Origin of the sequence: Polynucleobacter cosmopolitanus (genome assembly GCF_002224225.1) — a bacterium.
GTDB classification, from domain to species: Bacteria; Pseudomonadota; Gammaproteobacteria; order Burkholderiales; family Burkholderiaceae; genus Polynucleobacter; species Polynucleobacter cosmopolitanus.
Window position 1 is genome coordinate 23841 of sequence record NZ_NJGG01000003.1, and the last position, 13885, is coordinate 37725.

The 13885-nt window shown below is 44.9% G+C and carries 13 protein-coding genes; 12 read left to right on the top strand and 1 reads right to left on the bottom strand.

Annotation, left to right across the window (positions count from 1 at the left end; all coding sequences use genetic code 11):
* Window positions 1-22: 22 nt before the first annotated feature.
* Together AOC33_RS07950 and AOC33_RS07955 are read left to right on the top strand one after the other, a co-directional pair.
* Complete coding sequence (locus AOC33_RS07950; RefSeq protein ID WP_089516491.1) at window positions 23-211, top strand: hypothetical protein; 189 nt, start codon at window positions 23-25, stop codon at window positions 209-211.
* Window positions 208-468: a hypothetical protein gene (locus tag AOC33_RS07955; RefSeq protein WP_089516492.1), complete on the top strand. Its 261-nt coding sequence runs from the start codon at window positions 208-210 to the stop codon at window positions 466-468. Before AOC33_RS07950 ends, AOC33_RS07955 begins: the two co-directional genes overlap by 4 nt.
* Window positions 469-524: 56 nt before the next feature.
* Here the strand turns inward: AOC33_RS07955 and fnr are convergent, their stop codons facing one another.
* The gene (gene fnr, locus AOC33_RS07960; protein WP_089516493.1) at window positions 525-1271 is read right to left on the bottom strand and encodes a fumarate/nitrate reduction transcriptional regulator Fnr; all 747 of its coding nucleotides are present in this window, start codon (window positions 1269-1271) and stop codon (window positions 525-527) included.
* A 96-nt stretch (window positions 1272-1367) separates the two neighbouring features.
* Between fnr and AOC33_RS07965 the strand changes: the two genes are divergently transcribed.
* From AOC33_RS07965 to AOC33_RS08010, 10 genes are all read left to right on the top strand, one after another.
* Entirely contained in the window at window positions 1368-2117 is a 750-nt protein-coding gene (locus AOC33_RS07965; RefSeq protein WP_089516494.1) for a sulfite exporter TauE/SafE family protein, read from the top strand.
* Window positions 2118-2228: 111 nt separating this feature from the next.
* Complete coding sequence (gene scpB / locus AOC33_RS07970; protein ID WP_089516495.1) at window positions 2229-2912, top strand: SMC-Scp complex subunit ScpB; 684 nt, start codon at window positions 2229-2231, stop codon at window positions 2910-2912.
* A complete protein-coding gene (locus AOC33_RS07975) occupies window positions 2905-4794 on the top strand; it encodes a pseudouridine synthase (RefSeq protein WP_245835644.1) in 1890 nt (629 codons plus the stop codon). Before scpB ends, AOC33_RS07975 begins: the two co-directional genes overlap by 8 nt.
* Window positions 4795-4968: 174 nt before the next feature.
* On the top strand, window positions 4969-5463 hold the full coding sequence (rimP, locus tag AOC33_RS07980; RefSeq protein WP_089516496.1) for a ribosome maturation factor RimP: 495 nt from the start codon (window positions 4969-4971) through the stop codon (window positions 5461-5463).
* The gene (gene nusA / locus AOC33_RS07985; RefSeq protein WP_089516497.1) at window positions 5460-6935 is read left to right on the top strand and encodes a transcription termination factor NusA; all 1476 of its coding nucleotides are present in this window, start codon (window positions 5460-5462) and stop codon (window positions 6933-6935) included. Before rimP ends, nusA begins: the two co-directional genes overlap by 4 nt.
* A 16-nt stretch (window positions 6936-6951) precedes the next feature.
* Window positions 6952-9723: a translation initiation factor IF-2 gene (gene infB / locus AOC33_RS07990; protein WP_089516498.1), complete on the top strand. Its 2772-nt coding sequence runs from the start codon at window positions 6952-6954 to the stop codon at window positions 9721-9723.
* Window positions 9724-9741: 18 nt separating this feature from the next.
* Entirely contained in the window at window positions 9742-10095 is a 354-nt protein-coding gene (gene rbfA / locus AOC33_RS07995) for a 30S ribosome-binding factor RbfA (protein ID WP_089516499.1), read from the top strand.
* Window positions 10096-10097: 2 nt separating this feature from the next.
* A complete protein-coding gene (truB, locus tag AOC33_RS08000; protein ID WP_089516500.1) occupies window positions 10098-11045 on the top strand; it encodes a tRNA pseudouridine(55) synthase TruB in 948 nt (315 codons plus the stop codon).
* Window positions 11046-11064: 19 nt separating this feature from the next.
* Window positions 11065-12894: a translational GTPase TypA gene (gene typA / locus AOC33_RS08005; protein WP_425439827.1), complete on the top strand. Its 1830-nt coding sequence runs from the start codon at window positions 11065-11067 to the stop codon at window positions 12892-12894.
* Window positions 12895-12980: 86 nt separating this feature from the next.
* The gene (locus tag AOC33_RS08010; protein WP_089516501.1) at window positions 12981-13877 is read left to right on the top strand and encodes a pseudouridine synthase; all 897 of its coding nucleotides are present in this window, start codon (window positions 12981-12983) and stop codon (window positions 13875-13877) included.
* Window positions 13878-13885 lie beyond the last annotated feature (8 nt).

Sequence of the window (13885 nt, forward strand, 5' to 3'; positions counted from 1 at the left end):
TGGAGCAGGTAAAGGAGACTTTATGTCAAAAGATTTAGATACTAAACCTTGGTGGAAGCAGTTATGGCCATGGTTGATCATCAGTGGTCCAGCAATTGGTGCGATTGGTGCGGCCATCACTATTTGGTTTGCTTTCACGCAAGACGTTGATCAAACGATCCGCGAAGGTGTTGTTAAACAAGGTTTAAAAATAGAGCAGGTGACCAAATGAAGTGTCGTTTATGGATGTGGATTTTATGGCCATCTTTCTTGGTGGCCGGCATTGCTGAGGGAATATTTTTTACCTTAGTGCATCCAGAGGATTTGGTATTTTTAGATCAACCAATTCATGCATCTAAAGAAGCAATCTACACCGTTGGCTTCTTTGCTTTTTGGTTATTGTGTGCTCTTTCAAGTGCACTCACCCTTTACATCTTGCCTGGATCGGTGTGTGACCTCAATGAAAAAGCAGATGATGGTTTGCTTTAAACAACCAGATAATTCAATTGGACCAAATAAAAAAGCAGCTTAAAGCTGCTGTTTTATTAAGTGTGAGTTGCGCAATGAATGGCACTTGATTTGCCAGCCAATTCCAGTAAACCATCCATGTCAATTAACTTGATGTGACGTTGCTTGATTTGAATCAGGCCTGATTCAGTGAAGCGTGAGAATAATCTGCTCACTGTTTCTAACTGAATACCCAAATAGCTGCCTATCTCTTCGCGACTCATGCGCAAGTGATACTCGCTAGGTGAGTAACCTCTGGCTGCAAGACGGTCTGAAAAATTCAATAAGAAGCTGGCTAGACGTTCTTCAGCTCGCAGGCTTCCCAAAGAAAGTAGGTGGCGTTGATCTTGAGTTAATTCTTTACTCAAGATGCGGTGAAATTGATGTTGTAAGGATGGAATTTGTCTTGCTAAGATTTCGAATTCATTAAATTTAACAATGCATGCTTCACTATCCTCTAAGGCAATGGCATTTGATTGGTATTGATTATTACCAATGCCATCTAAGCCCAGCATTTCTCCTGGAAGATGAAAGCCTGTGATTTGTTCACGACCATCTGGAAGGGTGTATTCAGTTTTAAGGGTGCCAAACTTGATACCGTACACGGCCGTCAAAGTGTCGCCTTGACGGTACAAGGCATCACCTTTTTTTAAGCGGACGCGTTCAGTGACCAGAGAATCAATTTTGCCAATTTCTTCTTGATTCAGACCGACGGGCAGGCAAAACTGTCCTAAAACGCAAGTTGAGCATTTGTTAGCTGATTCGGAAGTAGGGATACGATTCATGGTTGTTTGCTTTATATCAATGCAGTTGCAGAGAACACATTGGTACTATTCTATAACTTCACACCCAACAATACCACTTAGGAATTATCAGTAAGTATGGTCACATCAACATTATTTTTGACAATATTTATTGGTGCCTTGGTCAGTGGTTGGCATTGCGCTCTGATGTGTGGAGGCATTGCTGCTGGCTTAGAGCGTGCCAAGCAAAATCCTACAGCAGGGGCAAATATTTCCACTTTGCGTTTTATTTCCAGAAAACAACTCATCTATGAGCAGTTTTTGACTCATATAGGCAGAATAACAAGTTATGTTTTATTGGGTATTTTGGCGGGAACTTTGGGTTTTCCACTTTGGCAGCAAGGTTGGATGCCAGTTCAAAGGTCATTATTTGCGGTTGCAGCACTGATTTTTTTATTCCAGGGCTATCTTATCTTGACTAAAAATAAGTCTAAAACCTCTTCGTGGGAGGTTTGGCTCAACACAAAAACCGCTGCCTTATGGTCAAAACTATCCAAATCACTTCAACAATCAGGTCAAAAACCACACTTTTTGGTGGGTCTGGTATGGGGTTTGATCCCCTGTGGGTTGATTTATAGCATCTTGCCTTTGGCTTTTTTATCCGGGGATGGTATCTCAGGAGGCTTATTAATGCTGGCCTTTGGATTAGGGACATTGCCCAACCTTTTGCTGATCACTGGGTTTTCAGCGCGCTTGGCAGCTTGGGGTCATCAGGCTTGGATGCGTTATATAGCTGCAGGCTTAATGATATTTACAGGACTGTTTGGTCTTTATAGGGCCTTCACCTTGCCTGATGCACTTCTCAAAGGCGGTTTTTGCATTGGCTGAAGTTTGAATTACAATACTATTCTAGTTGGTTAAATAATAATGATGTGATTTCTGGTATCTCTTAGCCAGACATCCTTAACCCAAATATAAACAGATTCCCTTTTTAAATTTATGACTCCTGAACAGCTCAAGCTGGTGCTTGAAACTGCACTCTTATGTGCAGATGAACCCATGACAATGAACGATTTGCGTCGTTTGTTTCTAGAAGAACTTTCTGTAGAAGAGTTGAGTGAGGCTTTATCTCAGATTCAGGCAGATTGGTCAGACAAGGGCATGGAGCTTTTAGAGCTTGCAACCGGCTGGCGTTTTCAAAGTCGTTTATCGATGCGCGAGTATTTGGATCGCTTGACACCTGAGAAGCCACCAAAGTACTCAAGAGCTGTGATGGAAACTTTGGCCATCATCGCTTATCGTCAACCAGTGACGAGGGGTGAGATTGAAGAGATTCGTGGTGTGACTGTGAGCTCTAATGTGGTGAAACAGTTAGAGGATCGCGGTTGGATTGAAGTAGTAGGCCATAAAGACACGGTTGGACGTCCTGGTCTTTACGCCACAACGCGCCAATTTTTAAATGATTTAAGTTTGACCACTTTGCAAGAATTACCAATGCTCGATGATGCTTCAGCTCAAGCTGAATCTGTGGCTCAGCGAGTCATGGAGTTTGAAGGTGAACCTATAGCTGCTCCTGAAGATTTCTCAGACGTGACCGACGTGGCTGATACATCTGCTCCGTCAGTTGATGCTGAAACAGATGCTACTGATGAGCAAACTAATAACGAAAAAACTAATGACTAGTCCTGAATTTGAATCTGAACAGCCCGCCAAGATGGATGGGCAAGAGGCTGGTGAAAATAGCGAGACTCGACCAAAAAGAACCAGTCGCAGCCCCTACAACAAGGGTCGTGGCAGACGTCCACGTGATGAAAATGCATCTGCTGGTGATCAGCCTGCAGGAGAAAATCAAGTGACTCAAGCAAGTTCGGGTGAAGAGCCTGTAAGTGAGGGTGAGTCAGCAGCAAGGCCTCCTCGCGGGCCGCGCCCTCCAAGAGGTGATCGTGGTGATAAATTTGCCAGAGGCCCTAGAAACAAAGGTAATAACGGTGAGCGAGGTGATAGAACAAATCACCCATCACGTCATCAAGAAGCCAAAGCCAGTCCAGTCAGTGAAGAAAGCCAAGCTTTGTTCGCATCGGTGGTTTCTGGAGAATTTGATGCAACATTGGACACCCCGGAAGTTGAAACTGAAGTAACTCATGACATGGTTGCTCAGACATTGGCTGAGTTGGAAACTGAGTCTCATTCATCTGAATCAGAAACAAAAGAAGCTCAAGCTGAAGAAGATGCAATGCCAGGTTTGCAGTTTTCTAGCGTTGACGAACTGCCATTGAGCTTGCGTGATGAAGTTTGGTCCGATCTTGATGATGTCGATGAAGAAGGTTTCGACGAAGACACCGTTAAGTTACACAAAGTATTAGCTGATGCTGGCATGGGCTCTCGCCGTGACATGGAAGACCTGATCATTCAGGGTCGAGTTTCTGTGAACAGTATGCCGGCGCACATTGGCCAACGTGTTGGACCAACTGATCAAGTCAAAATCAATGGCAAGATGGTTCATCGCAAGATTCAAACAAAACCACCGCGCGTGATTCTTTATCACAAGCCGGCCGGTGAGATTGTCAGTCAGTCAGATCCTGAAGGTCGTCCAACTGTGTTTGATCGCTTGCCAAAAGCCAAACAAGGTCGCTGGATTGCAGTCGGTCGTTTGGACTTCAATACTGAAGGTTTGTTGTTATTCACCACATCTGGTGAATTAGCGAATCGCTTGATGCACCCGCGCTATGGCGTTGAGCGTGAATACGCGGCACGTATTTTGGGTGACTTAGAGCCTGAGCAAGAAAAGCTCTTAAAAACAGGTATTAATTTAGATGATGGTGTTGCTAAATTCTTGCGCTTGGTCAGTGGTGGCGGAGAGGGTGCTAACCGTTGGTACCACGTTGCTTTGACAGAAGGTCGCAACCGTGAAGTCCGCCGCATGTTTGAGGCAGTTGGCCACATTGTGTCTCGTTTGATTCGAACACGTTATGGCTTATTTGTTTTGCCACCAAGATTGCGTCGCGGTCGCTGGGAAGAAGTCCCATCAGATCAAATTGTGCAGCTCATGAAGATGGCTGGCTTGAAAGTTCCTCAGGGTATGGGTGAGAAATCACGCCGTGATCCACGCGAAGGTGGTAACCGCGCTCCGCGTGAACACAGTGGTGGTCAACCTGATCCAATGCAGACCTCAGTTTCTTACTGGGGTTCTAAGGATGCCTTAAGACAAGCGTCCAACACCAATCGTTTTGCTCAAGGTCATGCAGATGATCGTGGCGGCAAATATAAGGGCAGCAGCAATGGTGGTGGAAGAGGTAAACCGGGTCAAGGTGGTAAACCTGGCCAAGGCAAGCCCGGTCAAGGTGGTCGCTCAGGAGGTTTTGGGCAGCGTCGTGACGAGGATAGTCAAGCTGGTGTGCACCATGGCAGTGCATTTGGCAGTGGTGCTGATAAACCCCGTTCAGGTCAAAAATTCGGTAAAAAAGGCCCGAGTCAGGGTGGTTCTCGCTCAGGACAGGGTCAAAATCGTTCTCCAGGTGGCAAACCTGGGGGTAAATTTGGTAAAAAGTTCTCAAAACCGAGCTAAATTGTCAGTAAAGCTAGGGGATATCCCTTGGCAGGGCTGGCAAGTTCTTATATAATTCAACTGTTTAGTAGTTCCGGCTAAAGTTGCGTTCAACGTAGGTCGGGCATGTTCTTTTTGTTTAGGAATATGGGCTATATGCCCATTTTTTTTTGGTGAAAGAAAACGTAATAGTCGATGGCGAACGAACAAGTTTTGATTGCTGATGCTCTGAAGAGCCTAGGTTACCTACTCGTTGATATTGAGCGAGAGGGTCGTGGCTTGTTGCGCGTCACGATTGAAAATATTGATTATGAACGCCCAATCGATATTACTGATTGTGAAAAAGTGAGTCGTCATCTGAATTACAGCTTGCCTGTAGATAACGTTAACTACGATCGATTGGAAGTTTCTTCGCCAGGCTTGGATCGACCTGTAAAAACAGTTGCTGACCATATCCGATTCATGGGTTTGGAAGCAAACGTTAAATTACGCGTTGCCCATGCTGGCCGAAAGAATTATGTAGGTGTTTTGCAGGGCTTGATCAGTGGTGACGCTGATTCTATTGATGCCAAGTTGGGTCTGTTAATCAAAAACACAGATGGCAGCGAGGCAATGTTTGAATTTACTCTGGCCGAGGTTGAAAAAACTCGGTTGGTTCCCGTAGTTGATTTCAAAGGAAGAAAATCATGAGTCGTGAAGTCCTCATGCTAGCTGACGCTTTAGCACGCGAGAAAAACGTTGAACGAGATATCGTATTCGAAGCACTTGAGATGGCCTTGGCCTCTGCAAGTAAAAAACGTTACGATGAAGATGTGGATATTCGCGTTGCCATTGATCGCAACACTGGCGAATATGAAACATATCGTCGTTGGTTGGTTGTGCCTGATGAAGCAGGTCTGCAAGAGCCAGACAAAGAGATTCTTTCATTTGAAGCAAAAGAACAAATTGCTGACATTGAAATCGGTGATTTCATTGAAGAGCAAGTTGAGTCTGTTGCTTTTGGACGTATTGGCGCACAAACAGCTAAGCAAGTGATCTTGCAGCGTATTCGTGATGCTGAGCGTGAGCAAATTTTGAATGACTATTTAGAACGTGGCGAAAACGTCATGACTGGCACTGTGAAACGTGCTGATAAAAATGGTTTGATCATTGAATCTGGTCGCGTTGAAGCTTTATTGCGTCGTGACCAAATGATTCCAAAAGAAAATTTACGCAGCGGCGATCGCGTGCGTGGTTTCATTTTGAAAGTTGATCGTGAAGCCCGTGGCCCACAGATTGAACTCTCAAGAACAGCCCCAGATTTCTTGATCAAATTGTTTGAGAATGAAGTTCCTGAAATGGAACAAGGTTTATTGGAGATCAAGGGCGCCGCTCGTGATCCTGGTATCCGTGCAAAGATTGCTGTGGTTGCACACGATAAGCGCATTGACCCAATTGGTACTTGCGTTGGTGTGCGTGGCACACGTGTGACAGCGGTTCGTAATGAAGTTGCTGGCGAAGCAGTTGATATTGTTTTGTGGTCTGAAGATCCAGCGCAATTTGTGATCGGTGCCTTAGCACCTGCTCAAGTTCAATCAATCATGGTGGACGAAGAGAAGCATGCGATGGATGTGGTGGTTGATGAAGAAAACTTGGCGATCGCCATTGGCCGCAGTGGTCAAAACGTGCGTTTGGCCAGTGAGTTAACTGGATGGCACATCAACATCATGACTCCTGAGGAGTCTGCTCAAAAGACTGAAGAAGAATCAGAAAAAGTACGCGCCTTGTTCATGGAGAAGTTGGATGTGGACCAAGAGGTTGCGGACATTTTGATTGAAGAAGGCTTCAATAGTTTGGAAGAAGTTGCATACGTGCCTTTGTCAGAAATGCTAGAAATTGATGCATTTGATGAAGATACGGTGAATGAATTGCGTACTCGCGCACGTGACTCGTTGTTAACGATGGAGTTGGCAAAAGAAGAGCGTGTTGAAGAGGTATCGCAAGATCTACGTAGCTTAGAAGGTATGACTACGAATCTTGTTGCCAAATTGGCAGAAGGTAATGTCCATACCCGTGATGACCTAGCGGAATTGGCTGTTGATGAGTTAGTTGAAATGACTGGCATCAACGAAGAAGACGCAAAAGCTCTCATTATGAAAGCTCGTGCACACTGGTTTAACTGATTCATAAGGGGTTCGCATGGCGACCACGACCGTAGAAGATTTGGCAAAAGAACTGAAGCGCACTCCAGCAGCATTGCTGGAGCAGCTTCAGGCTGCCGGAATTAATAAAACAGCAGCAGAAGATAAGCTGACTGAAAAAGATAAAACGAAATTACTTGAGCATTTACAAGTGGCTCATGGTTCGGATACTGCTGCACGCAAAAAAATCACTTTAACCAAGCGTGAAACCACTGAGATTCGCCAGGCAGACTCTGCTGGTAAAACTCGCACAGTGCAAGTTGAGGTTCGTAAGAAGCGTGTATTAGTCAAGCGTGATGAGTCTGCTAAAGATGAGCCAGCTCCAGTGGTTGAGAAGCCAGTAACAGTGTCAGCGGAAGTTGCACCTGCCGGTATTTTGGATGATGCTGAGTTAGCAAAACGTGAAGCAGAAGCCAAACGCCAAGCTGAGTTATTAGCTCGCCAAGAAGCTGACATGCAAGCGGAGATGGATCGCAAAGCTCGCGAAGAATCAGAAAAAGCTGCCGCAAAAACAAAAGCAGCAAAAGGTGATAAAAAAGAAAAAGCAAGCGCTGAAGAAGATAAAGCCAAGGCTGAAAGCGAAGAAAAAGAAAAGGTAGCGGCCACTGCAGCTGCCAAAGTTCGTGATGACGAATTGGAAAGCATTCGTGTGCGTCGTGCCAAAGCTGAAGCTGAAGCTTTAGCGATCCGTGACATGATGAATGCACCTGCCAGGGTTCTCAAAGCAGCTAAGCCGCCTGAAGAAGAAAAGAAGGGCACGCTTCATAAGCCAGTCAAGGCTGAAGGTGCTGATGATAAAAAGAAAGATAAAGTTAAGCCGGGTGCAAAGACCATTAAATCAACCGAGTCATCATCGACTTGGAATGAGGATGGTAAGAAGCGCGCTGGCGGACTAAAAACTCGTGGCGATACAACCGGTGGATCAGGTAACTGGCGCACGGGTGGTGGCAGAAGAAAAAATCAACAGCAAGCCTCTGATGTTCCAACTAACTTCGTGGCACCAACTGAACCAGTTGTGAGGGATGTTCATATTCCAGAAACAATCACTGTTTCAGAATTGGCTCACAAGATGTCAGTAAAAGCTGCAGAAGTGATCAAGTTGCTGATGGGCATGGGTCAGATGGTCACAATCAACCAAGTTTTAGACCAAGACACAGCGATGATCATCGTTGAAGAAATGGGCCATAAAGCTTTTGCTGCTAAGTTAGATGAGCCAGACACAGATCTATCAACCGAAGCGCATGATGCTGAGTTGATCACAAGACCACCAGTGGTCACTGTGATGGGTCACGTCGACCACGGCAAAACATCTTTATTGGATTCTATTCGCCGTGCCAAAGTTGCATCAGGCGAAGCGGGCGGTATCACCCAGCACATTGGTGCTTATCACGTAGAAACTCCACGTGGCATGATCACATTCTTGGACACGCCGGGTCACGAAGCCTTTACGGCGATGCGTGCCCGTGGTGCTCAAGCGACAGATATTGTTATTTTGGTGGTGGCTGCAGATGACGGCGTGATGCCGCAAACCAAAGAAGCGATTGCCCATGCCAAGGCTGCGGGTGTTCCATTGGTTGTTGCAATCAACAAAATTGATAAGCCAGATGCCAATCCTGATCGTGTGAAACAAGAATTGGTTGCTGAAAGCGTCGTGCCTGAAGAGTATGGTGGTGATTCACCATTCATTCATGTGTCAGCTAAAACTGGCGCAGGCATTGATGAGCTTTTAGAAAACGTTTTATTGCAAGCTGAGGTGCTTGAACTTAAGGCTCCGAAAGAGGCTGCAGCTAAAGGTCTGGTGATTGAAGCTCGCCTTGATAAAGGTAAGGGACCAGTTGCAACCATCTTGGTTCAATCAGGTACTTTGCGTCGTGGCGATATGATTTTGGCGGGCTCATCTTTTGGGCGCGTTCGCGCCATGTTGGATGAAAACGGTAAGCCTTGTAATGAAGCAGGCCCATCAATCCCAGTGGAAATTCAAGGTCTATCAGAAGTTCCTGCAGCTGGCGAAGAAGTGATCGCTGTTGCTGATGAGCGCAAAGCTCGTGAAATTGCTTTGTTCCGTCAAGGTAAGTTCCGTGATGTGAAGTTAGCAAAACAGCAAGCTGTGAAACTTGAAAGCATGTTTGAAAACATGGGTGAAGGCAGTGTTGAGGCTAAGAACTTGCCAATCATCATCAAAGCAGACGTTCAAGGTTCTCAAGAAGCTTTGTCACAGTCATTGCAAAAGCTTTCAACTGCCGAAGTCAAAGTGGTGATTGTTCACGCTGCGGTTGGTGGCATTACTGAAACTGATATCAACTTAGCCGTGGCTTCTAAAGCGGTTGTGATTGGATTTAATTCTCGTGCAGATGCATTGGCACGCAAGTTGGCTGAAGCCAATGGCGTAGATATTCGTTACTACAACATCATCTACGATGCTGTTGATGAAGTGAAAGCTGCTATGAGCGGTATGTTAACGCCAGAGAAGAAAGAAGAAATCACTGGCTTGGTTGAAATCCGTCAAGTGATCCAAGTATCTAAAGTTGGTTCTGTTGCAGGTTGTATGGTTCTTGAAGGTATTGTCAAGCGATCATCACGCGCACGTTTGTTGCGAAACAACGTGGTAGTTTGGACTGGCGAATTAGATTCATTGAAACGCTTCAAAGATGACGTCAAAGAGGTGAAGGGTGGTTTTGAGTGCGGTCTATCTCTCAAAAATCACAACGACATCCATGAGGGCGATCAACTGGAGATATTTGAAGTTACAGAAGTGGCAAGAACACTTTAATAGCTTTAAATAAATAACATGCCAGTAAAAAATCATCGCAATCAAAGAGTGGCCGACCAAATCCAAAGGGATTTGGCCGAGCTCATTCCGCGCGAGATTCGTGATCCGAAAGTTGGCTTGATCACCTTGCAGGCAGTTGAACTAACAACTGACATGGCACACGCAAAAATCTTCTTCACAGTTCTTGGAGCTGAGCCGGAGAATGCTTTGGCTGCTTTGCGTGAAAAAGCCGGATATTTACATTCATTGCTGTTTAAACGTTTGCACATTCACACAGTCCCGACTTTGCATTTTCATCATGATGAATCTGTGGCTCGTGGGGTTGAAATGTCACGTTTAATAGATCAAGCGCTGCGCGACGATAAGGCTTAATCATGCCCCAAGGTATTCATGGGGTGGTTCTTCTGGATAAGCCAGAAGGAATCAGCTCACAAACTGCTGTCACGATTGTCAAGCGCGCATTTGATGCGGATAAGGCTGGGCACACAGGTACTTTGGATCCTATGGCCACTGGTTTATTGCCCGTGTGTTTGGGCGAGGCAACAAAATATTCACAAGATTTATTGGATGCAGATAAAACTTATTTAGCAACTATCAAATTTGGTGAAAAAACCTCTACAGGTGATGCAGAGGGTGAAGTGATTGAAGTTAAAGAAGCTAATTTTGATGTGACCGATGCATATCTTTTACAAGAAAAATTAGCTGAAGTAGTGTTGAAGTTCACAGGTGAGATTGCACAGATTCCGCCGATGTACTCTGCTTTGAAGCGTGATGGTAAGCCTTTGTATGAATATGCCCGCGCTGGTGAGACATTGGAGCGAGAAGCAAGAATGATCACGATTCATTTATTGAAATGGATCGATGTGTCATGGCCAGTGGCTCAATTAGAAGTTTCATGCAGCAAAGGAACGTATGTCCGAACCTTGGCTGAAGACATTGGTGATTTTTTAGGTGCTGGTGCTCATTTGATTGGCTTGCGCCGCGAGAAGGTGGGTCATTTGAGTTTGGGTCATGGCGTTAGTTTAGAGACTGTCAAAAATAATCATCAAGAAAAAAATATCAAGCCTGAGTATTTACTGCCAGTAGATGCTCTCGTACAAGACCTCAACTCATTGGGGCTTACAAATGAAGAGGCAGATCGCTTGCGTCTTGGGCAAAGAGTCCCAGTCAGTAAAGCGGGTAGTAATGAAGAGTTAATGAGGATTTATCGCGGCACGATTGAATCTTGTAATTTTATGGGTACCGCAGACTGGCGCAAGGGTGTATTGCATCCACGTCGTTTGATTGCCCAAGCAGCAGCAGTAACGAATTTAACCAATTGAAAAAAGTGAAAGCAGAACCATGAGTAATATTCGCGCCTTAAGAAACATCGCCATCATTGCCCACGTTGACCACGGTAAAACAACCTTGGTGGATCAACTACTTCGTCAATCAGGCACATTCCGTGAGAACCAAGCGCTTACAGAGCGCGTCATGGACTCTAACGACATTGAAAAAGAACGTGGTATCACGATCTTGTCTAAAAACTGTGCGGTTGAATATGAAGGTACTCATATCAACATCGTTGACACTCCAGGACACGCGGACTTCGGTGGTGAAGTTGAGCGCGTTCTATCGATGGTTGATGGTGTGTTGCTATTGGTTGATGCTGTTGAAGGCCCAATGCCGCAAACACGTTTCGTGACAAAGAAAGCTTTGGCACTTGGCTTGAAGCCAATCGTGGTGGTTAATAAAGTAGACCGTCCAGGTGCGCGTATTGACTATGTTGTGAATGCAACGTTTGAACTATTTGATAAATTGGGTGCGACTGAAGAGCAGTTAGATTTCCCAGTTGTTTACGCATCAGGTTTGGCTGGTTACGCAGGTTTGACACCTGAAGTGCGCGAAGGAACCATGGCGCCTTTGTTTGAAACAGTCTTGAAATATGTACCGATTCGTGACGAAGATCCAGATGGTCCTTTGCAATTCCAGATTTCATCAATTGATTACAACAGCTATGTTGGCAAAATTGGTGTAGGTCGTATCAGCCGCGGTACAGTAAAAGCCGGTCAAGCAGTTGTTTGCCAAAACGGTCCAGATGGTACGCCATTCAATGGTCGCGTTAACCAAGTGCTTAAATTCCAAGGTCTTGAGCGTGTTCAGGTTGATCAGGCTGCTTCAGGCGATATCGTTTTGATCAACGGTATCGAAGATTTAGCGATTGGTACAACAGTGTGCGCACCAGACAAAGTTGACCCATTGCCGATGTTGAAGGTGGATGAGCCAACTTTGACCATGAACTTCATGGTTAACACCAGCCCATTGGCTGGACGTGAAGGTAAATTCATTACCAGCCGTCAGATTCGTGATCGTTTGCAGCGCGAGCTAAAGTCAAACATGGCTTTGCGTGTGAGTGATACAGATGATGACACCGTGTTTGAAGTTTCAGGCCGTGGTGAATTGCATTTAACTATTTTGATTGAAAACATGCGTCGTGAAGGTTACGAGCTTGCAGTTTCTCGTCCTCGTGTGGTTTTCCATGAAGAAAATGGCGTCAAGATGGAGCCGTTTGAAAACTTAACAGTGGACGTTGAAGACACCACCCAAGGTGGCGTGATGGAAGAGTTAGGTAAGCGTAAAGGTGAACTCCAGGATATGGTTTCAGACGGTAAAGGTCGAACACGTCTTGAGTACAGAATTCCTGCGCGTGGCTTGATTGGTTTCCAAGGCGACTTCTTGACGATGACTCGCGGTACTGGTTTGATGAGTCACACATTTGATACATACGGCCCAATGAAAGAAGGCATGGTTGGCGAGCGTCACAATGGCGTGTTGATTTCTCAAGACGATGGTGAAGCTGTTGCTTACGCTCTATGGAAGCTTCAAGATCGCGGACGCATGTTCGTGGTTCCTGGTGATGCGCTTTATGAAGGCATGGTTATTGGCATCCACAGTCGTGACAATGACTTGGTTGTTAACCCGATCAAAGGTAAGCAATTAACCAACGTACGTGCCTCAGGCACTGATGAAGCTGTTCGCCTCGTGCCTTCTATTCAGATGTCTTTGGAATATGCGGTTGAATTCATCGCTGAAGATGAATTGGTTGAGGTCACACCAAAGAGCATCCGTATTCGTAAACGTTATTTGAAAGAGAATGAGCGCAAGAAGGCAAGTCGTCCTTCTGGCGTTTAATTAACAATAGTTAATAAAATCGATAAAGCCGCAACCATCAAGTTGCGGCTTTATGGTTTCTGAAATAGCAAAAAATACCATCTATCATGGACATTAAAAACGGCGTTGGCCCTAGTAAAGTATTTATTAAAAATACTGAAAAAGCCTATGCCTATTTAATTGATTTTTTAGTTGAAAAATTCCCTCAAATACCAAAAGAGGAATGGCTTAAGAGAATGGATCAAGGCCTCGTTCTAGACGAGGAGGGCATCCCTCAATCTGCGAGCGATCAGTGTCGAACCAATACATTCATCTACTACTACCGAAGTATTGAGGTAGAGGAATCGATTCCGTTTCAGGAGTTAATTGTTTATGAAGATGAACATTTACTCATTGCTGATAAACCTCATTTCTTGCCCGTTACTCCAGCAGGGCATTACTTACAAGAAACACTGCTCGTTCGCCTAAAAAATAAAACAGGTATTAAAGACTTAACTCCGATACATAGAATCGATCGTGAGACTGCTGGTTTGGTAGCATTCTCAAAAAAGGCGCAGGATCGTAATCTCTATCAAGTTTTATTCAGAGAGCGTCAAATTAAAAAGACATATGAAGCGATTGCACCTTATCAAGAACATCTAAAGGATCAGTTTCCAATCGAGCGTGTGAGCAGAATTGAAGAGTCTGATATTTTTATTCAGATGCAAGAAGTTTCTGGAGAACCTAATTCAGACACGGTGATTCAATTATTGGAAGTGAGCAAGCCATGGGCCAGATATCAGCTCGAGCTTGGTACTGGTAAGAAACATCAATTAAGGGTTCATATGAATGCTTTAGGGATGCCGATCAAATACGATAAAATTTATCCGAACATCATGACACAAGCAATAATGGGTAAAGACTTCTCAGAGCCTTTGCAGCTTTTAGCTAAACAACTGAGTTTTAAGGATCCTGTGACTCAGTTGGAACATGAGTTTCAGAGCTCGTTTGTACTTTCTCTATAAAATCTCAT